The 24,269-nt window shown below is 58.6% G+C and carries 25 protein-coding genes and 1 tRNA gene; 10 read left to right on the top strand and 16 right to left on the bottom strand.

Annotated features, from left to right (window positions below; translation table 11 throughout):
- Positions 1–36: 36 nt before the first annotated feature.
- Entirely contained in the window at positions 37–786 is a 750-nt protein-coding gene (locus JFU48_RS05575) for an ABC transporter substrate-binding protein (protein ID WP_201136040.1), read from the bottom strand.
- A 13-nt stretch (positions 787–799) separates the two neighbouring features.
- On the bottom strand, positions 800–1,573 hold the full coding sequence (locus JFU48_RS05570; RefSeq protein ID WP_201136039.1) for an ABC transporter ATP-binding protein: 774 nt from the start codon (positions 1,571–1,573) through the stop codon (positions 800–802).
- 552 nt (positions 1,574–2,125) lie between these two features.
- Here JFU48_RS05570 and gabP point away from each other — a divergent pair.
- Positions 2,126–3,517 (top strand): GABA permease, encoded by a 1,392-nt coding sequence (gene gabP, locus JFU48_RS05565; RefSeq protein ID WP_201136038.1) that lies wholly within the window; start codon positions 2,126–2,128, stop codon positions 3,515–3,517.
- A 311-nt stretch (positions 3,518–3,828) separates the two neighbouring features.
- Here gabP and JFU48_RS05560 read toward each other — a convergent pair whose 3' ends face one another.
- From JFU48_RS05560 to JFU48_RS05545, 4 genes are all read right to left on the bottom strand, one after another.
- A complete protein-coding gene (locus JFU48_RS05560; protein ID WP_003220723.1) occupies positions 3,829–4,281 on the bottom strand; it encodes a hypothetical protein in 453 nt (150 codons plus the stop codon).
- Between the two features lie 6 nt (positions 4,282–4,287).
- The gene (locus tag JFU48_RS05555; RefSeq protein ID WP_003220725.1) at positions 4,288–4,701 is read right to left on the bottom strand and encodes a hypothetical protein; all 414 of its coding nucleotides are present in this window, start codon (positions 4,699–4,701) and stop codon (positions 4,288–4,290) included.
- 28 nt (positions 4,702–4,729) lie between these two features.
- Positions 4,730–5,704, bottom strand: coding sequence for an alpha/beta hydrolase family protein (locus tag JFU48_RS05550; protein WP_201136037.1), 975 nt, complete (start codon positions 5,702–5,704; stop codon positions 4,730–4,732).
- 68 nt (positions 5,705–5,772) lie between these two features.
- Positions 5,773–6,831, bottom strand: coding sequence for a PDDEXK nuclease domain-containing protein (locus JFU48_RS05545; protein WP_201136036.1), 1,059 nt, complete (start codon positions 6,829–6,831; stop codon positions 5,773–5,775).
- Positions 6,832–7,093: 262 nt separating this feature from the next.
- Between JFU48_RS05545 and JFU48_RS05540 the strand changes: the two genes are divergently transcribed.
- Entirely contained in the window at positions 7,094–7,543 is a 450-nt protein-coding gene (locus JFU48_RS05540; protein ID WP_003220731.1) for a hypothetical protein, read from the top strand.
- Positions 7,544–7,619: 76 nt separating this feature from the next.
- The gene (locus JFU48_RS05535; protein WP_045122255.1) at positions 7,620–7,901 is read left to right on the top strand and encodes a YceK/YidQ family lipoprotein; all 282 of its coding nucleotides are present in this window, start codon (positions 7,620–7,622) and stop codon (positions 7,899–7,901) included.
- Positions 7,902–7,915: 14 nt separating this feature from the next.
- On the opposite strand, the gene JFU48_RS29890 is transcribed toward JFU48_RS05535, so the two are convergent.
- The 8 genes from JFU48_RS29890 to JFU48_RS05495 all read right to left on the bottom strand — a co-directional run bounded on the left by JFU48_RS29890 (position 7,916) and on the right by JFU48_RS05495 (position 15,224).
- Positions 7,916–8,476, bottom strand: a complete 561-nt coding sequence (locus JFU48_RS29890) for a hypothetical protein (protein WP_242486680.1) — start codon at positions 8,474–8,476, stop codon at positions 7,916–7,918.
- Between the two features lie 328 nt (positions 8,477–8,804).
- Positions 8,805–9,596, bottom strand: coding sequence for a TSUP family transporter (locus JFU48_RS05525; protein ID WP_103485277.1), 792 nt, complete (start codon positions 9,594–9,596; stop codon positions 8,805–8,807).
- Between the two features lie 70 nt (positions 9,597–9,666).
- Positions 9,667–10,740, bottom strand: a complete 1,074-nt coding sequence (locus JFU48_RS05520) for a hypothetical protein (RefSeq protein WP_201136035.1) — start codon at positions 10,738–10,740, stop codon at positions 9,667–9,669.
- A gap of 263 nt (positions 10,741–11,003) precedes the next feature.
- Positions 11,004–11,079, bottom strand: a tRNA-Phe gene (locus JFU48_RS05515).
- Positions 11,080–11,182: 103 nt separating this feature from the next.
- A complete protein-coding gene (locus JFU48_RS05510; RefSeq protein ID WP_003220737.1) occupies positions 11,183–11,455 on the bottom strand; it encodes an oxidative damage protection protein in 273 nt (90 codons plus the stop codon).
- On the bottom strand, positions 11,452–12,519 hold the full coding sequence (gene mutY, locus JFU48_RS05505; protein ID WP_047600902.1) for an A/G-specific adenine glycosylase: 1,068 nt from the start codon (positions 12,517–12,519) through the stop codon (positions 11,452–11,454). The genes JFU48_RS05510 and mutY overlap by 4 nt, the downstream gene beginning before the upstream one ends.
- On the bottom strand, positions 12,516–14,741 hold the full coding sequence (locus JFU48_RS05500) for an AsmA family protein (protein WP_201136034.1): 2,226 nt from the start codon (positions 14,739–14,741) through the stop codon (positions 12,516–12,518). The genes mutY and JFU48_RS05500 overlap by 4 nt, the downstream gene beginning before the upstream one ends.
- Before the next feature lie 78 nt (positions 14,742–14,819).
- Entirely contained in the window at positions 14,820–15,224 is a 405-nt protein-coding gene (locus JFU48_RS05495) for an acetyl-CoA sensor PanZ family protein (RefSeq protein ID WP_201136033.1), read from the bottom strand.
- A 223-nt stretch (positions 15,225–15,447) separates the two neighbouring features.
- Here JFU48_RS05495 and JFU48_RS05490 point away from each other — a divergent pair, with 223 nt between their 5' ends.
- The 7 genes from JFU48_RS05490 to JFU48_RS05460 all read left to right on the top strand — a co-directional run bounded on the left by JFU48_RS05490 (position 15,448) and on the right by JFU48_RS05460 (position 21,264).
- Positions 15,448–17,112: an OFA family MFS transporter gene (locus tag JFU48_RS05490; RefSeq protein ID WP_003220745.1), complete on the top strand. Its 1,665-nt coding sequence runs from the start codon at positions 15,448–15,450 to the stop codon at positions 17,110–17,112.
- A 270-nt stretch (positions 17,113–17,382) separates the two neighbouring features.
- Positions 17,383–17,976 (top strand): imidazoleglycerol-phosphate dehydratase HisB, encoded by a 594-nt coding sequence (gene hisB, locus JFU48_RS05485; protein WP_007909204.1) that lies wholly within the window; start codon positions 17,383–17,385, stop codon positions 17,974–17,976.
- Complete coding sequence (gene hisH / locus JFU48_RS05480; RefSeq protein ID WP_103520111.1) at positions 17,976–18,614, top strand: imidazole glycerol phosphate synthase subunit HisH; 639 nt, start codon at positions 17,976–17,978, stop codon at positions 18,612–18,614. The genes hisB and hisH overlap by 1 nt, the downstream gene beginning before the upstream one ends.
- Positions 18,615–18,875 (top strand): DUF2164 domain-containing protein, encoded by a 261-nt coding sequence (locus JFU48_RS05475; RefSeq protein WP_103485273.1) that lies wholly within the window; start codon positions 18,615–18,617, stop codon positions 18,873–18,875.
- Between the two features lie 42 nt (positions 18,876–18,917).
- Complete coding sequence (gene hisA, locus JFU48_RS05470) at positions 18,918–19,655, top strand: 1-(5-phosphoribosyl)-5-[(5-phosphoribosylamino)methylideneamino]imidazole-4-carboxamide isomerase (protein ID WP_003220753.1); 738 nt, start codon at positions 18,918–18,920, stop codon at positions 19,653–19,655.
- 9 nt (positions 19,656–19,664) lie between these two features.
- The gene (gene hisF, locus JFU48_RS05465) at positions 19,665–20,435 is read left to right on the top strand and encodes an imidazole glycerol phosphate synthase subunit HisF (RefSeq protein WP_003220755.1); all 771 of its coding nucleotides are present in this window, start codon (positions 19,665–19,667) and stop codon (positions 20,433–20,435) included.
- A 73-nt stretch (positions 20,436–20,508) separates the two neighbouring features.
- The gene (locus tag JFU48_RS05460) at positions 20,509–21,264 is read left to right on the top strand and encodes a substrate-binding periplasmic protein (RefSeq protein ID WP_003220757.1); all 756 of its coding nucleotides are present in this window, start codon (positions 20,509–20,511) and stop codon (positions 21,262–21,264) included.
- Here the strand turns inward: JFU48_RS05460 and JFU48_RS05455 are convergent.
- Entirely contained in the window at positions 21,245–22,549 is a 1,305-nt protein-coding gene (locus tag JFU48_RS05455; protein WP_201136032.1) for a Vps62-related protein, read from the bottom strand. The two genes, JFU48_RS05460 and JFU48_RS05455, sit on opposite strands and share 20 nt — an antisense overlap.
- A gap of 210 nt (positions 22,550–22,759) precedes the next feature.
- Entirely contained in the window at positions 22,760–24,238 is a 1,479-nt protein-coding gene (locus JFU48_RS05450) for a S1 family peptidase (RefSeq protein ID WP_201136031.1), read from the bottom strand.
- Between the last annotated feature and the right edge of the window lie 31 nt (positions 24,239–24,269).

Here is a 24,269-nt window from a genome sequence, read left to right as displayed (position 1 = left end):
CGCCGTCGGATCACGGCGCCGGTCCCGCAGGTCAGATCAATAGATGCTGAACGGGAAGTACTTGTCGTTGATCTTCTTGTAGGTACCGTCAGCGACGATTTCCTTCAGCGCGGCGTTCAGCTTCTCACGCAGCGGATCGCCTTTACGCACGGCGATGCCGATCTTGTCGCTTTCCACGACCGGGTCGCCCTTGAACTCGTAGTCCTTGCCGGCGTCGGTTTTCAGCCAGTCGTAGTTGGCGTACTTGTCGGCGAGGATCGCGTCGACACGACCGGAGGTCAGGTCCAGGTAGGCGTTTTCCTGGGTGTCGTAGAGTTTTACTTCGATATCGCTACCGTAAGTGTCCTCGAGCCAGGTGCCGGCGAGGGTGGCGCGCTGCGTGCCGATGATCTTGCCTTTGAGTGAATCCTTGTCGGTTTTGAAGTCGACGTTTTTCGGTGCGATGAACTGCAGCTTGTTCGAGTAGTACGGGTCAGTGAAGTCCACCGCGCCCTTGCGCTCTTCGGTGATCGACAGCGAGGAGATCAGGAAATCGAACTTCTTCGCGTTCAACGCAGGGATGATGCCGTCCCAGTCGGAGGTGACCACGGTGCACTCGACTTTCATCTTGGCGCACAGGGCGTCGCCGATGTCTTTGTCGAAGCCGACCACGTTGCCGCTGGCGTCTTTGTTGTTGAACGGCGGGTACGCCGCTTCGATGCCCATCTTCAGGGTCTCGGCCATGGCACCGGCGCTGAACGCGAGGGTGACGGCGGCGGCCAGGAAGACCTTTTTAAAATTCTGCATGCATGTTGCTCCGTTAGCGGTTGCTGGACATGAATTGTTTGCAGCGCGCCGAAAGCGGGTTGTCGAACACCTGCTGAGGCGATCCTTGCTCTTCCACCAACCCCTGGTGGAGGAACACCACTTCGCTGGAGACCTGACGGGCAAAGCCCATCTCGTGGGTCACCAACAGCATGGTGCGGCCTTCTTCGGCCAGTGCGCGGATGACACTAAGTACTTCCTGAACCATTTCCGGGTCAAGGGCGGAGGTGGGCTCGTCGAACAGAATCACCTTCGGCTGCATCGCCAGCGTGCGGGCGATCGCGGCCCGTTGTTGCTGACCACCGGACAATTGCGCCGGGTAGGCGTGGCGCTTGTCGGCGATGCCGACCTTGGCCAGCAGCGCTTCGGCGACTTCGATCGCCTCGGCCTTGCTCTGGCCGAGCACGCGGCGCGGGGCTTCGATGATGTTGTCGAGCACGCTCATGTGCGGCCACAGATTAAAGTTTTGAAACACAAAACCAATCTCGGAACGCAGGCGATTGATCTGCTTGCCGTCGGCAGCAATCAGTTCGCCATTCTTGGCCGGCTTGAGCTTGAGTTCTTCACCGGCCACCAGAATCTGGCCCTGGTGCGGGTTTTCCAACAGGTTGATGCAACGCAGGAACGTGGACTTGCCGGAACCGGAGGAACCGAGGATCGAGATCACATCGCCGTCGCGGGCGGTCAGCGAGATGCCTTTGAGCACCTCAAGCTGTCCGTAGCGTTTGTGCAAGTTGCGGATTTCAAGCGCGGGCGTGGCCTCAGCCATGTGCGTTCCTCATATATGTTGCGCTCCTGCTGTTGGCGGGCCTTCCTGGCGAGGCGGCCAAGCTAGCATAGCGTTTCAATGGCAGCCAACAGCGCTACGAGCGGTAAGCGGATGGCGTGTGGCAGGTTGTCGCATCGGCACAGCAGACTGTCGCCCCATCAACAACCGAACGGGTGTTTAAACGTGCAGCCCCGTGGGTGTTGCGTAAAAAAAGGCGCGATGTTGCCAGCTTTGGCGGGGTGTTGGAAGCGCTATCCGGCCGAACGTTCCTGAATCGCCCTTTTATTGTGCATCCCACACTTTTTCAGTGTGTTTCTGGTGCGCTCGTTCGTTTGAAAAGTGAGTCGCAGGGTAACGTTCTGGCGAATTGCCATTAATTTTAAGGACTTGCGATGACTGTCCGGTCGCGTTAAAAGCCGCGGGCCAGAAGAGTTTGAAACATTTTGGCGCACTTATTGCGTGCAGAATCTGGAACGCCCCGTTGGTTTCTTTTTACGAGAAGGAAAACCAGACGGGACGGACGCAATCGCTTTCCTCGCAAAGGTAGTTCCGATGAGCAGTACCCCAAGCTCCAATGGCCTCGAACAGGGGCTCAAACCGCGTCATGTGACCATGTTGTCGATCGCCGGTGTTATCGGCGCCGGTCTGTTCGTTGGCTCCGGCCACGCTATCGCTGCCGCCGGCCCTGCTGTGCTGCTGGCTTACGCCGCCGCCGGTACCTTGGTGGTGCTGGTGATGCGCATGCTCGGTGAGATGGCTGTCGCTTCGCCCGACACCGGCTCGTTCTCGACTTACGCCGACCGTGCCATCGGGCACTGGGCCGGTTTCACCATCGGCTGGTTGTACTGGTGGTTCTGGGTATTGGTGATTCCGCTGGAGGCCAACGCCGCTGCGACCATCCTCCATGCCTGGTTCCCGAGTGTCGGCATCTGGGCGTTCGCACTGATCATCACCCTGCTGCTGACGGTCACCAACCTGTTTAGTGTGAAGAACTACGGTGAGTTCGAATTCTGGTTCGCCCTGATCAAAGTGCTGGCGATCATCGGCTTCATCATCCTTGGCCTTGCGGCGATCTTCGGCTTCCTGCCGAACAGCCAGGTCAGCGGTGTTTCGCACCTGTTCGACTCCGGCGGCTTCCTGCCAAACGGCATGGGCGCGGTGCTGGGTGCAATCCTGACCACCATGTTCTCGTTCATGGGTACCGAAATCGTGACCATTGCGGCTGCGGAATCGAAGAACCCGGGCAAACAGATCTCCAAGGCTACCAACTCGGTGATCTGGCGGATCGGCCTGTTCTACCTCGTGTCGATCTTCATCGTTGTGGCCCTGGTGCCGTGGAACGATCCGACCCTGGCCAACCTCGGTTCCTACCAGACCGTGCTTGAGCGCATGGGCATCCCGAACGCGAAAATGATCGTCGACATCGTAGTGCTGGTCGCGGTAACCAGCTGCCTGAACTCGGCGCTGTACACCTCGTCGCGCATGCTGTTCTCCCTCGGCAAGCGCGGTGACGCACCGGCCATGTCAACTCGGGTCAACAAAAGCGGCACGCCTTACTGGGCAGTGATGTTGTCGACCGGCGCGGCGTTCCTCTGCACCTTCGCCAACTACGTGGCCCCGGCCGCGGTGTTCGAATTCCTGCTGGCCAGTTCCGGCGCCATCGCGCTGCTGGTGTACCTGGTGATCGCGTTCTCGCAACTGCGCATGCGTAAACAACGCATGGCCCGCGGCGAGAAAATCGTCTTCAGCATGTGGCTGTTCCCGGGCCTGACCTACGCGGTGATCATCTTCATCGTCGCGGCCCTGACCATCATGCTGTTCCAGGAAGCCCACCGCGTGGAAATCCTCGCAACCGGCCTGCTGAGCCTCATGGTAGTCGTCGCCGGCCTGCTGGTGGCGCGTCGTCGCAAGCAGGAAAACCGTGGTGCGGTGGTGTTGAACTGATCCGCAACGCGTAATGCAAAACGGCCGCTGTCAGTGATGACGAGCGGCCGTTTTTGTTTGTGCTGCCGGTAGCGAAACGTCGCCACATATCCGTAATCAGCTTTGTTCTCGCAAGAGCATAAAGTCTGAGCTGCCTTTCTCTTCGTCGAACCATTCATCCCAAGTTGTTTCCTTGGGAGTTTTAACGGTTTTGCTTTGGAGGGTCGCAGCTGAGTCTTCTGATTTCGACGATTGTCCGTCCTTGTATGAAGCTGCTTTTCTCACCTGACCTCCTTTTTTTTGATCGTGCGTGAAAAGTCAGGTGCAAAAAGTTACTCGGCTTTGGGGGCGCTGTCTTCCAGCGACTTGCCGTAAGTATCCAGCGCAATCCCGAAATCGGTGATGAACTGTGGCTCGGTCAGCCAGGCCTGGGCGGTTTCGATATCCATGCCATCGGCCCACATGCGGTAGTCGATCAGCATGTCGGCGGCCAGGTGAGTGGCGGCCATGCCTTCGTTCTCGGCGTTTTCCATGTCCAGCAGTTCTGGATGGTCAACGATGATGAACGCCAGTTCGCGCAGCAGGGTCAGCAGCATTTCGTTGCGGCTGACGGCTTCGGCGTCGCGCATTTTGCTGAACATTGCGAGGGTGTATTCCGGGATCGGCTCGTCCAGATGCCCGAGATTGTCGTCCTGGTCCAGCGGCTTACGGCCGACCATGCGGATGTGCTTGGCTTTGGCCTTGGCGCGTTTGGCGCGTTTCTGTTGCTTGTTCAGGGATGCCATGGGAACTCAGTTCTTCTGTTGGGTTTGTGCGGCGATCGCGTCGGACGCCGCCACATAGTCGGCCTGGAAGGCCGGGGATTCGATCCACGCCAGGGCGCCGGCTTCGTCGGTTTCCTGGGACCACTGGCGATACTCGATCAGCGCGGCGAGGATGAAATCCATCGCGCCTTCTTCGCCTTCCTGCTCGTAGACCAGTCCTAGCAGCGGGTCTTCGAGGAACGCGGTGCACATGGCTTGCTGGCTGATCTTCTCGGCATCGATCATTTTCTTGAACAGCTCGGTCAGGTCCACTGACTCGAAGTCGATACGGTCATCGTTCGGGTCCAGTTCGACCGGCGTCTCGGCGCGTTTGCTGCGGTTTTGCTTGGCCTTGGTCTTGGCCCGGGCGGCGCGTTTTTGCTGCTTGTTGGCGGAGGCCATGGTGTGTTCCGTCGTGCGTTGAAAGGGCTCAGCTGCGTGGCACTGGCCGCCCGGGTGTGTCGGGGGCCAGCTCGCCGGTTTGCAGCCAGGTCAGAGCGATGGGCCATAGTGTGGCTTGGTATGCGCTGCGAAAAAAGGCGAAATGTCCGACTTGTTGTTCGCCGATGTCCTGCGGCTCGATGCGCAGGTGGGTTTTGTGCGCATGGCTGAAGTAGTCGAGCAGGCGTTCGATGGCTGGGATGGTGCCGTAGGGGTCGTCGCTGATGCTGATCGCCAGGGTGTTTGCGCGGACGTTGGCGAAGGGTAGGCGACCGCTTGCCTTCAGCAGTCGGCGACCGCTCGGACGCTGCTCGTAGCGCGCGGCAGGCGTGCTCCAGTCGCGTACGACGCCGGTGGGCGTGTCCTCCAGCCAGCCGAGGCGCTTGCCCGGGAAATAGCCACAGAACCGCGTCAGCAGCGGCATCAGCAGGTGCCACTTACCGAACATGCGCCAGCGCTGTTCGTGGGCATAGTCGCGCCAGTAAGCGAACTGCGCGCCGACCGTCACCAGCCGACGAATGACCTGCCCGGACTCGCCGAGTCCGGCCGCGCAACCGCCGAAACTGTGGCCGACCACATCGATTGGCTGGCCGGAGAATTCCCGTTGCGCGCGTTTGAGCATCGCCTCGAAATCCAGCGCGCCCCAGTCGGTCCATGAAGCCTCAAGGCCTTTCAGGGTTGCCGGGCGTGATTCGCCGATGCCTCGATAGTCGTAGGTGATCACGTCGAAGCCGTTGGCGAACAGGTAATCGGCGAAGCGTGAATAGTGTCGGCAGCGTACCGAGGTGGCGGCGTTGATGATGACTACCGGTCGCTGGATGTCGGGCAGGGCATGGCGCCAGGTGAAGCCGCCAAGGGCAAAGCCATCCTCGGCGGCTTCCGTGAAGGGTTCACCTTGCGCCGCGGTCAAAATTGGCAACCTTGACTGCATATCCTGCATCGCGGGCGTGTCCTGACAGGTCATGGCTTTCTACCTTTGCGGGTAAGTTGCCAACGATAGTCTCGGCGCCGCCCGGCAACAATCCAGAAGGTTTATTCAGTCGATTGAATGAGCAGGCGTTCTTCGATCAAGGCCTGTTCCCGATTGAGTTCTGCGCGTAATTCTTCCTCACTCGGCAGTATCGTCTTGTAACTGCTGGCGAACAGTTGCTCATTGCCCTTGAGCATCGAGTAACGCGCGACCGAGTCATTGCTCTCAGCACACAGAATGATCCCGACTGTCGGTTTGTCGCCTTCGCTGCGCTTGAGTTCGTCGTACATGCGCACGTACATGTCCATTTGTCCGACGTCGCGGGCACTGAGCCTTCCGCTTTTGAGCTCAATGATCACGAAGCATTTGAGCAAATAGTTGTAGAACACCAGATCGATGTACAGATCTACATCATGAGTACTGAGGCGTTGTTGGCGAGCGACGAAGGAAAAGCCCTTGCCCAGCTCAAGAAGAAAGCCCTGCAGGTGTTCGATGAGAGCCTGTTCAAGAGCATCCTCTCTGATCTTGCAGGGCGCAGGCAGCCCGAGAAACTCTAGCAAGACTGGGTCGCGAATGAATTCGCGCGGATTGTCTTTCATCGCCTCAATGTTGGTGGAGGCTTCCTCAATCACATCGGCCTTGTCTCGACTCATGAGGCGTCGTTCGTAGTAGAGCGTATTGATCTGGCGATCAAGGGCGCGGCTGGACCAGTTCAGGTTCGCGGTTTCTTCCACGTACCATTGACGCGCTTTTGCGCTTTCGACCCGCAGCAGCCTGCGATAGTGAGTCCAGCTCAATTCGAGACGCAGTGCGTCTCGAATTGGGAACAGCTGATAAAACAGGCGCATCTTGCGAAGATTGGTTTCATCAAACCCCTTCCCGAACTGCCCCGTCAGATCCTTCGCCAACAAAGCCAGCAACCGCTTGCCGTACCCCGCCCGCTGCGCCCCTTGCTGTTCAAACTCGACAATATGCCGGCCGATCTGCCAACAGGTCTGGACTTGAATCGTATCAACCGCACGCAGCACTTTTTGCCGCGCCTGGCGGATCAGTTCGCCCAACTCTCCCAGCAATGAATCGATTTTCGGGTCTTGCGCATCGGTAGGTTTTACCTGGCTCATCGAGTCTTCCGCATCAGTGGAAACAGACGCAAAAGCATGCCGGGATTCGCCGCTCGGCGATGTCGGGCGAGCCCTGTATAGGCGGCAGGAAGAGGGGATGGGTATTGCAGGACGTTGCCGGCAAAAGGTGTTTCAGTGAGTGATGGTCTGTAGTCCATTTCGTACACAGGCCAAGTTCCAATCAATCTAAAACGCGTGCTTCCCTGGCCGGATCAAATAAGGAGTCACGGTTGGGCTCTAAAAGAGTCCGGGAGTAGAGATTATGAAGCGCATTCTTTCATTCATGCTGCCAGTCGCTGCGGTCGCTGTATTGGCTTTTCCGGCGATGCTGCAGGCGGCCAGCCTTGAGCCCGTCGACAGCGCAGGCGTACAGGCTCAACAACAGCAGCAAAACGGCATCAACTACTTGTCCGGCGGGATTGGCGTTGATGAGGCAAAAGCCATTCAACAATCTACCGGTTACAACCTGCACATGACGTTCGCGGTGGGGGCGCAAGACCAGTACACCGCTGATGTCGATGTGATGATTCAAAAGTCACCAGGGCAAACCGTACTGACCCTCACCCAAACGGGTCCGCTGGTTTACGTGCAACTACCACCCGGTAAGTACACGGTGGTCGCCACCCGCAATGGCGAAACACGGCGCGATGAGACAGACGTTGGCAGCGGCGCTGCCCGCAATCTGGTGTTCCACTGGAATGACGCTGGATAGTGTTGGGTTCAATTGAAAGTCGAGGCGCGGGTACAATCCCGCGCCTTATGTTTCTGTGATGCAAGGAAGTGCTGGTTTGAAAGGGATTTTGCGTATTGGCTCAGCGGTGAGCCTGGTTTTGCTGTTGGCTGGTTGTGGAACGATGATGGGGCGCCTGAACGGTGATTCTGCAGAACCGTACTACAAAGGCGTCGATGGCAACTTGCACTTGCTTGGCGTGAGAGGGGGAGACGGCATGCCCGCCGCGGTCATCTGCTACATGATGATCGTTTGCCCGGTGATTACCGTGGTATCGCTGCCGGTAGACGCCGCGCTCGACACGGTTTTGTTGCCGGTCGACTACGTCAACACCCTCTGAGGACCAACCGTCATTTACCCCCGCGTACGCTTGCCCTTCTGCTTGTCAGTGGGTTCTTGCGCCATTCGGTGAATCCATAGTCCGATCCAGCCGACGGCTATCAGGAATACGGTGCCGATGCATTGCGACACGATCTCGAACCAGAACATTCGCGGTTGCAGTGCAAGGGTGTAGGTGTGGCGTGGACCGGAGCGGTTCCATGTGGTGATGGAGCCGCTGATCAAGCTGTGGACGATCAGATAAATCGACGCGCCGATGAGGAAGGCGATCAGTACGCCGACCAGCACCGTCACCCAGAATGCAGCCCGACTCTGGCGATAGGGTGGCGGATGGGGCAGGGGTACGCGGGTTCTTTTCTGGTTCATCGAACGGATGACCCTCTTCCATAAGGTGTAGCCAAAGTAGCGCGGATCGTCTTTGTTCGAAACCCGTCGACGTTGAAGGCTCGCTTCGAACCTGGAAGACGCCGAACTGGGCGTGGTTATCCCACCGATCTCGACCCGCGTACCAAGCGCGTGCTGCTCAACGCCAACTATCACCACAGCGATGTACTCGGTCAGGACTTCTACCTGCAAGCGCCTTACCGCAACGAAGACACCAACTTCTATCCGTTCCCTTACTATCACCAGCGACCTGCTCGGCAGCCGCGACACCGACATCGGCACCTTCAGCGCAGAGATTCAGAACTTGCTCGACAAGGAATGCAGCACAGTGTGGGGGCAGCGCGCGACACTGTCCTGCTTGCCGACTCATGGCCCGGCACATCTCTACGATTACCGGGGGTGGGCGGACGTACACGTTGAGTTGGTCGATAGCTTATTGATCGACTGAAACGATAAAACCCGCGATCCCATGGAGGAGCGCGGGTCTTTCATCAGGAATAAATGCATCGATAAGCAGCGTTTAGAGTGAAGCGAATGTCTGAGCTATGGCAATGCGCAATGGATTGTTCTCTACGCTCAGAAGTTTGATGGCCAAGGCGCAGCAAACCACGATCAACATCGGTTTGACCAACTTCGGCCCGACCCGAACAGCGGCACGAGCGCCCAACTGTGCGCCGATGAAGGCAGCCAGCGCCATCGCTAAAGCTGCTGGCCAGATAATCACGCCCTTGGTGATGAAGACAGAAAGCGAGCCGAGATTGCACGAGGCGTTGGCAAGTTTGGTAAAACTCATGGCCCGCATCATGCCCAGGCCGCAGAGCAGTACAAACCCAACGATAAAGAACGATCCCACCCCGGGACCGAATATTCCGTCGTAAAAACCGAGGATCGGCGCGACAGTAAAAGAGAAAAGCAGAATTCCGATCCTCTTGCGCCGATCTTCATTGGCCAGTTTCGGCGATAGCGCAAAATAGATCGCCACCAGAATCAGCATTACAGGCACGCAAGCTTCCAGATATCGTTTATCGATTGAACTGACCAGCAAGGCGCCGCTGGCTCCACCAATAAATCCGCAGACAACCAGGAAGCGTCCTTCACGCCATTCGATCAACCCTTTGCGAGCAAAAGTCACTGTCGCCGAAATGGTTGCTGATGCTGCCTGAAACTTGTTGGTTGCAATCGCGCTGATCGGATCTACACCGGCCAGAAACAATGCAGGCAAGGTGATCAGTCCACCACCACCGGCAATCGCATCAAAAAAACCGGCACAAAATGCGACGAGCGCCAGCATGCCGATGATGTCCCAAGACATTGCATTACCTCTTTAATGGTTACCAATCAATTTTCTGCTTGCGAGAAGCTCCGTACCCGAAGTGCGGAGATCAGCCCCGCACTAGTAATGGATCTTCTGAAATGACAATCGGGGTGGAGAATTTTGAGAGTCCGAAAATACGCACCAGTACTCGTCTGTTGTCTTTAATCACATCGCGACAGTGCAGTGCCCGGGTGTTATTGATGACCATGGCTGATTCCTGAGTCAGCGCGTACTCCGCCGGAGTCGATTCCTCTACGCTTTGGCAAAGAGCGGAGTAAGCCGTTTTCACAAACTTCGACACATTACTGTTCACCGAGAAGCGATAAGAGTTGAATCGGGCCGAGAACCCGACTTTGTCGTCGAAAGCCAGAATCGACACGTCACGACCGTTTGCACCTTTGCCACTGACAAAGGAGTCGCTGCGAGTGAACTGGAAGTTTTTAGTGGTCAGCGCCAGACAGTTGATGATGCCAATTCTTTCGAGGACAGGTGGGAGCGGGATGACCCGTGTAGGTTCAAGGGTGGGGTTCCACAGCGCAGAAAGTATTAGCGAAGACGGGGAGGGTGAATGCCCGTCCTTTGCATCTACGGCACACCAGTAAGGTGCTTCAGTGTGCGGGCCAAGCGCCAGGCCTGAGTGTGAACTCAATTCTCTGGATTCTGGCTCCGCCTTGATCTTTGTAAGGCTGCCTCCCTTGAAGTTGGCCACCAGCCGTACCAATTTCCCATCGTTGTCTAGGTCGTAAGCGAACGCGTTATTGTCCACCAGCTTCAACAAAATCTGATTGCGTGAAGCCAGACAAAGAACATCTGGACGAGTTTCCAGAGTGGCTAGATCAGGGAGTTCATCTGGAGGGTTGGAAGTGTTGATAGTCTTGAGGCCTTCGAATATCAACACCGAGAACAGGCTGTCGGAATACGCCTCGAGCAATGCACATTGGTGTTGCGAAAAGGAAGGCTTCAATTCATTGGCCGCGGCAGAGGTCAGGAAATTGGCACCAGGAGCCTGCGGTCCACCGATGGCTGCGATTTCCATAGAGAGTTGATGAAGCAATGCTGATTGCCGGCAATTGAAGGTGAAGGTTCTGGATTCTTGCCCAATGCATGAATCAGTGGATTGGGCTCTGATCTTGCTAATCATCTGTTACATCCCTGTTATGCATCTGCTTCGGGATACGCGGCAGCTCTGAGTCCAATTCTGCCCAATCCATGGGCGAGCGTATGTCGTCCATTTCCGCTAGGGCCTACGGAGCGTTCTGGCAGTTTTGAAAGAATTCAGGAAAGGGGAGATTTTTGATATGGAGCGCAGGGACGGTTCGGTGCTTCGCAGAGGCGGGCGGCGTGCTTGATCAAATCGCAGGCATAAAAAAACCCTGAATCTTGCGATTCAGGGTTTTCGGTATTTGGTGCCCAGAGACGGAATCGAACCGCCGACACGGGGATTTTCAATCCCCTGCTCTACCGACTGAGCTATCTGGGCAACGGGGCGCATTAAAAGGGTTTTTCGGATTTACGTCAACGACTTTTTTAAAATTTCTTAAATTAATTCCGTCGCTTACGATCCGACCCCCGATTTTGCGGGTTTACTCTGCAGGCGGAACGTAGCCTTCGGCCTTGGCGTAATCCTCGCCGGAGAAGTACTTGTCCATTTCGCCCTGAAGATATTTGCGGTCTTCGGCGTTCATCATGTTCAGACGCTTTTCGTTGATCAGCAGGGTCTGGTGTTTCTGCCAGTCAGCCCAGGCCTTGGCCGAGACGTGGTCAAAAATATCCTGACCTTTGGCGCCCGGGAAAGGAGCGCGTTCCAGCGCGGGCAGTTCTTCTTTGTACTTGCGGCACATGATGGTGCGGGTCATGACGACTCTCCTGCGTTCAATACGGCGGCCGCGCGTTCGAGCAAGGTTTTGACCGGGGCGGCAAGGCCCAGGCGCGGCGGGGTGGCGAGGTTATACCAGAGCCAGTCGGCCTCGGCCACGTGCTGACCGGCCTCCTGCACCTGAACCAGCCAGGGTTCGATGGACAGCTGGAAATGGCTGAAGGTGTGGACGAGGCTTGGCAGCGCCTGCTGCTCGCCCATGGTCAGCGAGTGCTGGTCGGCCAGATGCTGCAGGTCGTCGAGGTCATCGAGTTCCGGCAGGCTCCATAAACCGCCCCACAGGCCTGTCGACGGGCGACGATAAAGCAGAATCGCGCCTTCGCCGTTGGCCAGCAATGGCATCAGCGTGCGTTTCTGCGGGATGGCCTTGCGCGGTTTGGGAATCGGATAGCGCGTCTCCAGGCCAAGCATGTGCGCCTCGCAGCCCTTTTCCAGCGGACACAGCAGGCAGCTCGGTTTGCTGCGCGTACACAGCGTGGCGCCAAGATCCATCATCGCCTGGGTGTAGGCGTTGACCCGATCGTGCGGCGTGAAACGCTCTGCATTGGCCCACAGCTGTTTGGCGACCTTCGGTTCCCCCGGGTAACCCTCCTGCGCGGTAAAACGCGCCAGAACGCGTTTGACGTTGCCATCGAGGATCGGCGCGCGCAGGCCCATGCTGATGCTGGCGATAGCCCCGGCGGTGGACAGGCCGATCCCCGGCAGATCCGTCAGCTTTTCGACGTCCCGCGGAAATTCGCCGCCATACTGGCTGACGACGATCTTCGCGGTCTTCTGCAGATTGCGCGCGCGGGTGTAGTAACCCAACCCGGTCCACAAGTGCAGCACTTCGTCCTCCGGCGCTTCGGCCAGCGCTTGCACCGTTGGCAGCGCGGCCATGAAGCGGTCGAAGTAATTGAGCACGGTGCTGACCTGGGTCTGCTGCAACATGATCTCCGACACCCATACCCGATACGGATTGATGTCTTGCTGCCAGGGCAAATCGTGGCGGCCGTGGCGGTCGAACCATTCCAGCACCGCCGTGGAAAACTGCTCCGCTCTCATCGCTTGAACAGCCCCTTCAATGCGTTTTTCAATTCCGGGCTGACCTTGTCGCCGAGTTTTTCATCGATCTTTTCGCTGAGTTTGTCACCGGCGATTTTGGTCGCGACCTGGCCGAGACGTTCGTTATCCACACGGCAGGCCTTGGCGCCCAGCTCCAGCGGGCCACGGCAGCGCAGCGGCCACTCGATACCGACGAATTTCTCGCCGACCTGACAGGCCGGATCCGGCATGGCGCTGGTGTCGCCCTCGACGATGATGCCGACGCGGTAATCCATGCCCAGCACTTTCAGGTCGATGTCGCCGTTGCCGTTGACGGTCATGCCCGGGATGCGCACTTTCAGGTCCGGGTTGCTCGCCACGCCGTTGCGCAAGGTCAGGTTGCCCTTGAGTTCCTGGAACGGTGTGTCCTTGCCTCGTGGCTCGCCGCTGAGGGTTTTGCGATTGAGGGTGGCGATGCCTTTGCACAGTTGCTGTTCAAGATTGGCGTTGAGCAGCACGCCGTTGTTGATCACGAAACTGGCGTTGCCGTTGAGGGTTTCGATCAGCGCCTGCTGACTGTTGCCGCTGCCGGTGAGGTTGCTGGTCAGCGTGACCAGACCTTTGACCGGCGGATTCTTGCCCTGGCTTTCGAGAATTTTCTCGGCCGGCACGCGGTTGATTTTGGTCTGCAGATTGAGCACGGGGGCGCTCGGGCGTACGTCGAGGGTGCCTTTGGCTTCGAAGTCGCCGCCGTATAGCTCGCCGCGCAGGTTTTGCAGAGTCAGCAGGCCGCTCTGGCCTGTGGCCTTGAGTGCAGCGTTCTGGATCGGCAGTTTGTCGAGGGTCAGTTGGCCGAAGGTCAGGTCGGCATCGACGTCGAGTTTGGCAAGACGCTCGACCGGCAGCAGACGCCCGGTGCTCCAGGCGCTTTTGCTCGGTTTGTCCGGCAGCGGTGTGCTGCCGGCGCCGGCCATGGCATCGGCTTCGGTGCTGGCGACTTCAGCCTGACGCACTTGCGTGGCGTTTTTGGCCTTGTCCGATTTCGGCGGCAGGTAGCGGTCGACATCAAAGGTGTCGGCCTTGAGGATCGCGCGCAGCGACTGCTTGGCGAAGTCTTCCACGGCAATGCGCCCGCTGAAGCTGCTGTCGTCGAGTTTCAGGTTGACGTTGTCGAAAGCCACGCTGTTTGGCGTGGCGGCCACGCGGCTGACCAGTTCGACTTTGCTCAGGCTGCCGGGCGCCATGGCGGGCAACGTCTGACCGATGCTGTCGACGAATTTCGCCAGATCGAACTGGGCGATCGAGATCCCGCCAGTGATCTGCGGGGTCTTGTCGAGGTCGTTGGCCTTCAGCTCGCCGAGGGCGCGCAACTGGTTGGCGGAGATCTTGATCCCGGTCCATTCGGCGACATTCGCTGCCTTGTCCAGGGAGATCTGGCCTTGGGCGGAGAAGGTCATGGCCTTGCCCTGCAGTGGATCGCCGGTCAGTTCGCCGGACAGTTTCATGTCTTCGAACTTGTAGCGTTGCAGGGCGCGTTCGATGCGCAGCTCGCCATTGAGCTCGGTGCGCACCCGCAGCACAGGCTGATTGGTGCTGAGGAACGCCGTGGCCTTCAGCGGAATGTTGGTCGAGTCGTGTACCGCACCGGTGCTCAACTGGATGCTTTCGGCGCTGTACTGCTTGCCGGTCTGCTCGTCGTTGTATTCAACGCGGGCGTTGTTGACCGTCAGGCTGTCGATGTCGAGGCGGATCGGCTGCGGCGGTTTTTCCGGCTGGGCAGGGGCTTCGGCAGCAGGTGCGCTGGCAGGCGCCGGGCTGCCGGCGGGCGCGGCGGCTGTCGGCAATTTGCCGATATCTTCCCAGTTGCCATGGCCGTTCTTGTCGCGTTTGAGGCGCAGGTTCAGGCCTTCGACACGCACATCGCTCATCTGCACTTCACGGCGCAACAGCGGCAGCACGCGCACGGACAGACCGAGCATCTGCAGGTCGGCATACGGTTCGGTCGGGTTGATCAGGGTGGCGATGCTGGCTTCATGCAGTTCCAGGCCGAGCCACGGGAACAGGCTCCAGCCGATATCGCCATTGAGCGTCAGCTCGATGTGGGCCTTGTCGCGGGCTATCTGGCGGATCTCGTCTTTGTAGTCGTTGGGATCAAACAGGTGGGTCAGGGCGAAGCCCGCCGCCACAATGATCAGCAACAGCCCGAGAAGTACCAGACCCAGGATTTTGCCGAACGCTTTCATGGGCGAGTCCTTGTAGTTAGTCGAATTCGTAATTTAGCCGGGGAGTATAGCGCTGCATCCGCCCGGTTCGGGGCGCTGTCATGTCGCGAAGACTTCCAGCGGCACTTGCAGTTTGGCGGCCAGCGCCTGCGTTTCAAGGTGTCTGGCCGGTGCCAGCAGGCGCAGTTGGGCACCCGCTTGCGACGCCATTTTCTGCGCTTGGTTCACCAATCGCTCAGCCACGCCACGGCGCCGGGTGACTTTTCGTACACACAAATGCGACAAGTACCAAATCCCGTCGTGCCTTGTCAGGCGCGCCGCACCGAGCAGTCGGTCGTTGAAACGTCCTGTAATCAAAGACCCGTCCGCCAGGCTGCTTTCGATCAACTGGGCGTCCCCGGAATACGGCGCGAACAGCCACTGCGGAGCGTCACGATAGATCTTCTGCAAATCCTGTTGATCCTGATAACTGGCATCGTTCAGCGCTTGGACAACGATCGGCATGGCTTTTTCCTGAGGGGGCGAGATCAGATGACACGAAAAAGGTGATATCAGTTTGGTTTTTCTGTCACGTGCAAATGGTAACCTTCGCCGGTTCGTCCGTCCTTCTGCGACTTAACGTCGCGCCTTCAAGGAGCTTCACCTGAAAAAACGGTCATGCCTGCGTGCATAAAGGCCGAGGGTGAACAGTGGCTGGCGAACCATACTAATAATTGGGGGATACACAATGAGCACGAGTATCACGGCGGACGGCCTTCGCGCCGACCAGCCTGCGTTCCTGTCCAAGGAGCGCATCATCGCCAAGCCCGGTTTCAACCGCTGGCTGGTTCCACCGGCCGCGCTGGCCATCCACCTGTGCATCGGCATGGCCTACGGTTTCTCGGTGTTCTGGTTGCCGCTGTCCAAGGCACTGGGCGTCACCGCGCCAGTGGCTTGCGCGCCGGACATGAGCTTCATCGCTCAGGTCTTCTCTTCGCAATGCGACTGGCCGATCTCGATGCTCGGCTGGATCTACACCCTGTTCTTCATCTTCCTCGGCTGCTCGGCAGCGATCTGGGGTGGCTGGCTGGAACACGCCGGGCCACGCAAGGCTGGTGTGGTGTCGGCAGTGTGCTGGTGCGGCGGTCTGCTGATCTCGGCACTGGGGATCTATACCCACCAGATCTGGCTGATGTGGATCGGCTCCGGCGTGATCGGCGGTATCGGTCTGGGTCTGGGCTATATCTCGCCGGTTTCGACCCTGATCAAGTGGTTCCCGGACAAGCGCGGCATGGCGACCGGCATGGCGATCATGGGCTTTGGTGGCGGCGCGATGGTCGGTGCACCGTTGGCGACGGCACTGATGAGCCACTTCGCTTCGCCTGCCGGGGTCGGCGTGTGGCAGAGCTTCGTGGCCATGGCGGCGATCTACTTCGTGTTCATGATCGGTGGCGCCTTGGCCTACCGCGTGCCGCCAACCGGCTGGAAGCCTGAAGGCTGGACCGCTCCGGCGAAGAAAGCCTCGAACGCGATGATCACCCACCGTCACGTGCACGTGAATGTGGCGTGGAAAACCCCGCAGTTCCGTCTGGTGTGGCTGGTGCTGTGCCTGAACGTATCGGCCGGTATCGGCATCCTCGGCATGGCTTCGCCACTGCTGCAGGAAGTGTTCGGCGGCAAGTTGCTGGGCGTTGACGTGCCGTTCGGTCAACTGGATGCCGGGCAACTGGCTTCGATTGCCGCGATCGCTGCCGGCTTCACCGGCCTGCTGAGCCTGTTCAACATCGGTGGCCGCTTCTTCTGGGCTTCGTTCTCGGACTACTTGGGTCGCAAAAACACTTACTTCGTGTTCTTCGCCCTCGGTTTTGCCCTGTACGCGCTGATCCCGAACATGGGCCATCTGGGCAACGTTGCGCTGTTCGTCGCGGCGTTCTGCATCATTCTGTCGATGTACGGCGGTGGTTTTGCGACCGTTCCGGCGTATCTGGCCGACCTGTTCGGCACGCAAATGGTTGGCGCGATCCACGGTCGCCTGCTGACTGCCTGGGCTGCGGCCGGTGTGCTCGGTCCGGTGCTGGTGAACTACCTGCGTGAGTATCAACTGAGCATCGGCGTTGAACGCGCTGCCGCTTACGACATCACCCTGTACATCCTCGCGGGCCTGCTGGTGCTGGGTTTCCTGTGCAACCTGCTGGTCCGTCCGGTGGCCGACAAGTACTTCATGACCGACGCCGAACTGGCTGCCGAACAGGCGCTGGGCCACGACAAGGGTGCTGATGCGAGCACCGTGCTGGAGTGGAAAGCCGCACCGGGCAGCAAGCCGCTGGCTGTGGCTGCATGGCTGGTGGTGGGTATTCCGTTGGCGTGGGGCGTGTGGGTGACCCTGCAGAAGACGGCGGTACTGTTTCACTAAGTAATGGGTAAAACGCAGTACCCCTGTGGGAGCGGGCTTGCTCGCGAAGGCGGTAGGTCATTCAGCATTGATGTTGACTGACACTCCCTCTTCGCGAGCAAGCCCGCTCCCACATTTGTTTTGTGCTGCTTCAAATGGCTTGTATGGACATGTCTATCCCCGACAACACGGGAGTCTGTCCGTCAGCCATATCACGTCTCGTGTTTCTGTTTCGGCCCCGCGTGCCTATAATGGCTGCCTTTTTCGCCCAATGATTTTGCGGAGCTGGTGATGGCCGAACGTAAGGCGTCTGTCGAGCGCGACACTCTGGAAACCCAGATCAAAGCCTCGATCAACCTTGATGGCACCGGAAAGGCCCGATTCGATATCGGTGTTCCTTTTCTTGAGCACATGCTGGATCAGATCGCCCGTCACGGGTTGATCGACCTGGATATTGAATGCAAGGGCGATCTGCATATCGACGACCACCATACCGTGGAAGACGTCGGTATCACCCTCGGCCAGGCCTTCGCCAAAGCCATCGGCGACAAGAAAGGCATCCGTCGCTACGGCCATGCCTACGTGCCGCTCGATGAAGCGCTGTCGCGTGTGGTGATCGATTTCTCCGGCCGTCCAGGCCTGCAGATGCACGTGCCGTATACCCGCGCCACCGTGGGCGGCTTCGACGTCGACCTGTTCCAGGAATTCTTCCAGGGCTTCGTCAATCACGCGCTGGTCAGCCTGCACATCGACAACCTGCGTGGCACCAACACCCACCACCAGATCGAAACCGTGTTCAAGGCTTTCGGCCGCGCGCTGCGCATGGCCGTCGAGCTGGACGAGCGCATGGCCGGGCAAATGCCATCGACCAAAGGCGTTCTGTAATGCAGACGGTTGCAGTTATCGACTACGGCATGGGCAACCTGCACTCGGTGGCCAAGGCCCTCGAGCACGTCGGCGCCGGCAAGGTGCTGATCACCAGCGATGCGGACGTGATCCGCGAAGCCGACCGCGTGGTGTTCCCCGGCGTTGGTGCGATTCGCGATTGCATGGCGGAGATCCGTCGTCTCGGTTTCGACGCGCTGGTGCGTGAAGTCAGCCAGGATCGTCCGTTCCTCGGCATCTGCGTCGGCATGCAAGCCCTGCTCGACAGCAGCGAAGAGAACGACGGCGTCGACTGCATCGGCCTGTTCCCGGGCGCGGTGAAGTTCTTCGGCAAAGACCTGCATGAAGACGGCGAGCACCTGAAAGTCCCGCACATGGGCTGGAACGAAGTGCAGCAGAAGGTCAGTCACCCGTTGTGGCACGACATTCCGGACAAGGCGCGTTTCTACTTCGTGCACAGCTACTACATCGCTGCGGCCAATGCGCGGCAGGTAGTCGGCAGCGGTCATTACGGGGTCGATTTCGCAGCAGCGCTGGCCGAAGGCTCGCGTTTCGCCGTGCAGTTCCACCCGGAGAAGAGCCATACCCATGGCCTGCAATTGCTGCAGAACTTCGCCGCGTGGGACGGTCGCTGGTAAATGGCCGCCAAGAAGTCCAAACCGCCGATCCTGACCCTCACTCCCGAGCAGGAGAACGAGGCCAGCCGCAAGATCCAGCGGTTCATGGAGGATCGGTTCGAACTCGACCTGGGTTCGTTCGAAGCGGCGGAAATTCTTGAGCTGTTTACCCGCGAAATTGCTCCGCACTATTACAACAGGGCGATTTTCGATGTGCAGACCCACCTCAAAGAGCGGTTTGAAAGCATCGAAAGCGACCTGTGGGCGCTCGAGAAAAACTGATTTCCGAGCCAAGCTGAACATTCAATTTTGAAGGTTTGCCAGATGCTGATTATTCCCGCTATCGATCTTAAAGACGGTGCCTGCGTACGTCTGCGCCAGGGCCGCATGGAAGATTCCACAGTGTTCTCCGATGACCCGGTGAGCATGGCTGCCAAGTGGGTGGAGGGCGGTTGCCGCCGTCTGCATCTGGTCGATCTGAACGGCGCGTTCGAAGGCCAGCCGGTCAACGGCGAAGTGGTGACCGCGATCGCCAAGCGCTACCCGACCCTGCCGATCCAGATCGGCGGCGGTATCCGCTCGCTGGAAACCATCGAGCACTACGTCAAGGCGGGCGTGAGCTACGTGATCATCGGCACCAAAGCGGTGAAGGATCCGGCGTTCGTCGCTGAGGCCTGCCGCGCGTTCCCGGGCAAAATCATCGTCGGTCTGGATGCCAAAGACGGGTTCGTCGCCACCGATGGCTGGGCTGAAATCAGCACGGTGCAAGTCATCGATCTGGCCAAGCAGTTTGAAGCCGACGGTGTGTCCTCGATCGTTTATACCGACATCGCCAAAGACGGCATGATGCAGGGCTGCAACGTACCGTTCACCGCTGCGCTGGCGGCAGCGACGAAGATACCGGTGATTGCATCCGGCGGTATCCACAATCTGGGTGACATCAAGTCGCTGCTCGACGCCAAGGCGCCGGGCATCATCGGTGCAATCACTGGCCGGGCGATCTACGAAGGCACCCTCGACGTCGCTGAAGCGCAAGCTTTCTGCGATTCGTACCAAGGCTGAGGACTGACCATGGCGCTGGCCAAACGCATCATCCCTTGCCTGGACGTGGACAACGGCCGGGTCGTCAAAGGTGTGAAGTTCGAGAACATCCGCGATGCCGGTGACCCGGTGGAAATCGCCCGTCGTTATGACGAGCAGGGTGCCGACGAGATTACTTTTCTCGACATCACCGCCAGCGTCGATGGTCGCGACACCACACTGCATACCGTCGAGCGCATGGCCAGCCAGGTGTTCATCCCGCTGACCGTCGGCGGCGGCGTGCGCACCGTGCAGGACATTCGCAACCTGCTCAATGCCGGTGCGGACAAGGTTTCGATCAACACCGCAGCGGTGTTCAATCCGGAGTTTGTCGGCGAAGCCGCGCAGCATTTCGGCTCGCAGTGCATCGTCGTCGCCATCGACGCGAAGAAGGTCTCCGGCCCGGGTGAAACCCCGCGCTGGGAAATCTTCACCCACGGCGGGCGCAAGCCGACCGGTCTCGATGCAGTCGAGTGGGCGAAAAAAATGGAAGGCCTCGGTGCCGGCGAGATCCTGCTGACGAGCATGGATCAGGACGGCATGAAAAACGGCTTCGACCTCGGCGTGACTCGGGCGATCAGCGATGCACTGGGCATCCCGGTGATCGCTTCCGGTGGCGTCGGCAACCTGCAGCATCTGGCCGATGGCATCCTCGAAGGCCACGCCAGCGCGGTACTGGCGGCGAGTATTTTTCACTTCGGCGAATACACCGTGCAGGAGGCCAAGGCTTACATGGCGCAACGCGGAATTGTCATGCGCTAAACCGTACAGGCCAGTGGACAGCATGGCGTACCCAAGGCACTCTTGGGCACGCCATGGATTCCGGTAGCCCGACATGATCAAACGCCTGCTTCTTGTTCTCGCCAGTGCCTCTGTGTTGTTGCTCAACACGGCGCGGGCCGAAAACAGTCCCGACACCGATCTGGTGCTCCTCACCGAAAACTTCCCGCCCTACAACATGGCGAAAGACGGCAAGAATTTCGCCAAGGGCGAGAACATCAACGGCATTGCCGCCGACATCGTGCGCGAAATGTTCAAGCGCGCCGGGCTCACCTACAGCCTGACGCTGCGCTTCCCGTGGGAGCGGGTCTACAAACTGGCGCTGGAAAACCCCGGTTATGGCGCCTTCGTGATGGCTCGCCTGCCGGATCGCGAGAACCTGTTCAAATGGGTCGGCCCGATCGGTCCGGACGACTGGATCATGTTGGCCAGGGCCGACAGCAAGATCACCCTCGACACCCTCAACGATGCACGCAAATACAAGATCGGCGCCTACAAGGGTGACGCGATTGCCGAGACGCTGGCCAAGCAGGGCCTGAAGCCGATCGTGGTGCTGCGTGATCAGGACAACGCGAAAAAACTGGTCAATGGCCAGATCGACCTGTGGGCCACGGGTGATCCTGCCGGGCGTTATCTGGCGCGGCAGGATGGCGTCACCGGACTAAAGACCGTGCTGCGCTTCAACAGCGCCGAGTTGTACCTGGCGCTGAACAAGGACGTGTCGGATGCAACGGTCGCCAGGTTGCAGGCGGCGCTGGATCAGATGCGCAAGGACGGTGTGGTGGACGAGATCATGGGACGGTATCTGTAGCGGTCGGCAACGCCTTGTCCGCAGTATCGTGGCTGCATTCTTCCAGCGGATATTGCAGCAGATGCAGGTTTTCGCACTCGGTGTAGCCGAGGTTGATCCCTGCCTGTGAACCGTCTCCACGCACCAGCTCGTAGAAACTCTCCAGTTGATACACCGCGACGAACTTGCCTTTGCCGGCCATGGCGAGGACTTGGGTGACAAACGCCGTCTGCCAGCCACTGCTTGAGGTCTCGCTGTGGGTGAACTGGCTGTTCAATCTCGCCGAGAACGGCAGTGATGGCTGAGCGTCTGCCGTCGTTGCCCACGGCCCCACGAAATTGATCGCTGTGAGCTGCGTGAACAGGCGCAGCATCTTGGAGTTCTGCAGTCGCTGCGCCGTCCACTTGAACGAACAGGCTTGGTCGCTCGTGTTGTGTCCGCTCCCGACCAGATAGTAGTGATCGGTTCTTTCCAGACGATAGAGGGGGCTGGTGCGCAGTTGTTCCAGGGGTGACAGGTCATCCTTGATGACGAACCAGGGAAGTTCGACGACTTGAGCAAGCGTGGCCGCCGCGTGGATTTGTGAAACGTTCGATCCGGAAAGCGTCGGCAGCGAGGGCGCCGACAGGATCTGCGGCGCGATCTGCATCCGCAGTGAGTAAGCACCGCCATCGCCCTCGGGTTTGCCGAAACCGTTGGCCGCCACAAAAGTGCCTGGCGCGAAGTGAATCTCTCCCGGCGGTGCACTGCGCGGCGCAATGCTCCAGGCACTGAAGCTCTGTCTGGCGCCGCTGCCCTTGTCATTCCAGATCAGCTCGCCGACGTCCGATGCGATCACAAGATCGGCACGCACACAGCGAACCGCATTGACTGAAGGTTTTTCATGATCATTGGAGCAGACCGCTCCCATGGCCACATAACCTTGCGGGGCAAGCGGTCGCCATACGGCCCCGTCTTTCTTCGATTTTGAGCCGGAGTCTTTCCAGATCAGTTCGAAGTCGTCCGGGCGACGTAATGCCGGGCCCCGGGTTGGATCCGCGCTGGGGGTATCGGCCTCGCAAACCACGGCGACCACGGTGCTGCCGTTAATGTTGTCGTGTCCGGCAATGAACACATCGCCGAGCGGGAAGTAGCCCGGCAACACATCCGGCGCTGGTGTCGGCCGCCAGAAAGCCGCAGGTTTTGCCCGCGAGCCGGCGCTGTCCCAGATTCGGTGGTATTCCGTGGTGAACTGGATCAGCAGGTTGTCGTGTCTGATCGGCTCGATTGGCCTGGATGGCGCTGCGGCCTGTTCATGAATGGTCATATTCACTCCTGATAGTTGAATGGCGACTCAAGGGAGTCGCGACCCGTTGCAGGTCTCACTATCGGTATTCGCGCCAGGCCTTTGGCGGTAACTATGTATTCAGCGTAGTGACCGGATATTTCCGATAGACATCATCTTGGCCATTGGCAGCCTTGCGCTTCTTCTGTTGCCGTTGATGCAGAAGCACAAGGCTGCGGGGCGCCGTTCAGATCAAGGGGCGCGATTTTTGAGCGTTTCCCATTGCAGGATGTATTCCTTCAGCACTGAGCGCTGATTGTTGGTATCGAGGGCATACATGCAGAATTTCATGGGGAAGTTGCTTTCTCGGCGAACCCAATTGTATTTCGGAACGGTATACCCCTGCGGATCGACGCAACGGGTTGTATCCGCAGGGCCGGCTTTTACTTCATAACGATCAATGCCCTCGTTGTTCCTTTTCGGCCAGAGGAATATTACTCGGTCTGTTTCTTTGTCATAGAAAGCGTCCAGGGCAGGAGCAGGTGTCGGGCCCGCATCAATCAGATAGGTAGGAACCGTCACGGCGTTGCGGTAAGTTCCGGCGGGTAATACTTCGCTGGTATCGTCCGTAGCGATAATGCAAAGGTTATTAGTCCCGGTTTCAGGTCCCATTGGAACATTCAACCGAGTGGTGCGGGTGTCGCTGTTGATCGGTTGGCTGTAGCCTTCAGGCTTTTCGCAATCGAGTGAGTCGGCAGTACGTTTGGTTCGAATAAATCGGGTGCTGGCGGTTATTTCGAAGTTCCACGCGGGATACACATAACTGCCTTGCGTAGTTACGCTGATTTTTGCATGCATTGGCAGTTCGGCGGGTAGCCTGATGGAAGCTGCCGGAAATAACTCGCACACCTGTGGGTTGGTATTGAGTTTGCCATTGATAAAGCAATTGTTGAAAACCGAGGTTGAACTACCGTAACTGCCGCTCGGCATCTGGCCGTAGCCGGGCAGCGGCGTCAGATGGGCTGCAAGCGTACCCAGAACGCCATAGACTTCGTTGGTCGCTCGAACAATGACAGGGCTCCCGGAGCTTCCGGAGGCAACGTCTTTGCACTGATTGCTGAGACTATGCCGCCAGACCCAGGGCTTTTCGAAAATGGCCGGCGAAGGTACGTGGGTACAGGCTGAAATTCGTAATGGCGCTCCACCGGGTCCGTGCACAATCAGAATGTCGGTGTCTTCGGCCGGTGGTTGTTCGGCCAGCTTCATGGGCGTGATGCCCTGTGCCAGAAGTTCGCCTTGTGACATCCCTAGTTCCAAAAGAGCCACATCGACACCCTGAATACTGCTCCAGGCTACTTTTTTCAGAGGGACGGTCTTGCGGGCATCCGGTGTGTCATTGAAATGGTTGAAGGTGATCGTGCCTTCGATGGGGTCATCTATTCGCATGACGCCATTTTCCTTGCCCACGCAATGTGCGCTGGTCAGTGCATAGGCAGAGTCGGACGCATCAGAGCTGTTTGTGTCGATCAGAAAAGCGGTGCAGGTAAGTTGCCCAGGGCTTTTGTATACGCCTATTCCGCTCCAGTAGTTATAGTCACCATCCTGGTTTTTCAGGTAATAAGAGGATGAGAAGTTCTCAATGCCTTTGCCATAATCCACAGGGATGGAATAAGCAGGCAGCGAGAATGCAGGAAGTAATAAAAAGCCTGTGTAGATGTTCTTTAAGTTCATGGCCAGTCCTTGGCGAGTGTGTTGGGGTGCA

Origin of the sequence: Pseudomonas sp. TH49 (assembly GCF_016650625.1) — a bacterium.
In the GTDB taxonomy this organism is placed as follows: Bacteria; Pseudomonadota; Gammaproteobacteria; order Pseudomonadales; family Pseudomonadaceae; genus Aquipseudomonas; species Aquipseudomonas fluorescens_H.
Note: the sequence above shows the minus strand (reverse complement) of the source record. Positions and strands in the feature narration are given on the sequence as shown.

Excerpts from the sequence above, each read along its gene's own strand:
- JFU48_RS05495 (WP_201136033.1), bottom strand. The coding sequence starts at position 15,224 with ATGCCGATCGTTGTCCAAGCGCTGAACGATGCCAGTTATCAGGATCAA.
- JFU48_RS05575 (WP_201136040.1), bottom strand. The coding sequence starts at position 786 with ATGCAGAATTTTAAAAAGGTCTTCCTGGCCGCCGCCGTCACCCTCGCG.
- JFU48_RS05560 (WP_003220723.1), bottom strand. The coding sequence starts at position 4,281 with ATGGCATCCCTGAACAAGCAACAGAAACGCGCCAAACGCGCCAAGGCC.
- JFU48_RS05520 (WP_201136035.1), bottom strand. The coding sequence starts at position 10,740 with ATGATTAGCAAGATCAGAGCCCAATCCACTGATTCATGCATTGGGCAA.
- JFU48_RS05460 (WP_003220757.1), top strand. The coding sequence starts at position 20,509 with ATGATCAAACGCCTGCTTCTTGTTCTCGCCAGTGCCTCTGTGTTGTTG.
- JFU48_RS05525 (WP_103485277.1), bottom strand. The coding sequence starts at position 9,596 with ATGTCTTGGGACATCATCGGCATGCTGGCGCTCGTCGCATTTTGTGCC.
- mutY (WP_047600902.1), bottom strand. The coding sequence starts at position 12,519 with ATGAGAGCGGAGCAGTTTTCCACGGCGGTGCTGGAATGGTTCGACCGC.
- gabP (WP_201136038.1), top strand. The coding sequence starts at position 2,126 with ATGAGCAGTACCCCAAGCTCCAATGGCCTCGAACAGGGGCTCAAACCG.
- JFU48_RS05475 (WP_103485273.1), top strand. The coding sequence starts at position 18,615 with ATGGCCGCCAAGAAGTCCAAACCGCCGATCCTGACCCTCACTCCCGAG.
- hisF (WP_003220755.1), top strand. The coding sequence starts at position 19,665 with ATGGCGCTGGCCAAACGCATCATCCCTTGCCTGGACGTGGACAACGGC.
- JFU48_RS05545 (WP_201136036.1), bottom strand. The coding sequence starts at position 6,831 with ATGAGCCAGGTAAAACCTACCGATGCGCAAGACCCGAAAATCGATTCA.
- JFU48_RS05500 (WP_201136034.1), bottom strand. The coding sequence starts at position 14,741 with ATGAAAGCGTTCGGCAAAATCCTGGGTCTGGTACTTCTCGGGCTGTTG.
- JFU48_RS05490 (WP_003220745.1), top strand. The coding sequence starts at position 15,448 with ATGAGCACGAGTATCACGGCGGACGGCCTTCGCGCCGACCAGCCTGCG.
- JFU48_RS05510 (WP_003220737.1), bottom strand. The coding sequence starts at position 11,455 with ATGACCCGCACCATCATGTGCCGCAAGTACAAAGAAGAACTGCCCGCG.
- hisH (WP_103520111.1), top strand. The coding sequence starts at position 17,976 with ATGCAGACGGTTGCAGTTATCGACTACGGCATGGGCAACCTGCACTCG.
- JFU48_RS05450 (WP_201136031.1), bottom strand. The coding sequence starts at position 24,238 with ATGAACTTAAAGAACATCTACACAGGCTTTTTATTACTTCCTGCATTC.
- JFU48_RS05555 (WP_003220725.1), bottom strand. The coding sequence starts at position 4,701 with ATGGCCTCCGCCAACAAGCAGCAAAAACGCGCCGCCCGGGCCAAGACC.
- JFU48_RS05455 (WP_201136032.1), bottom strand. The coding sequence starts at position 22,549 with ATGACCATTCATGAACAGGCCGCAGCGCCATCCAGGCCAATCGAGCCG.
- JFU48_RS05540 (WP_003220731.1), top strand. The coding sequence starts at position 7,094 with ATGAAGCGCATTCTTTCATTCATGCTGCCAGTCGCTGCGGTCGCTGTA.
- JFU48_RS05570 (WP_201136039.1), bottom strand. The coding sequence starts at position 1,573 with ATGGCTGAGGCCACGCCCGCGCTTGAAATCCGCAACTTGCACAAACGC.
- hisB (WP_007909204.1), top strand. The coding sequence starts at position 17,383 with ATGGCCGAACGTAAGGCGTCTGTCGAGCGCGACACTCTGGAAACCCAG.
- hisA (WP_003220753.1), top strand. The coding sequence starts at position 18,918 with ATGCTGATTATTCCCGCTATCGATCTTAAAGACGGTGCCTGCGTACGT.
- JFU48_RS05550 (WP_201136037.1), bottom strand. The coding sequence starts at position 5,704 with ATGACCTGTCAGGACACGCCCGCGATGCAGGATATGCAGTCAAGGTTG.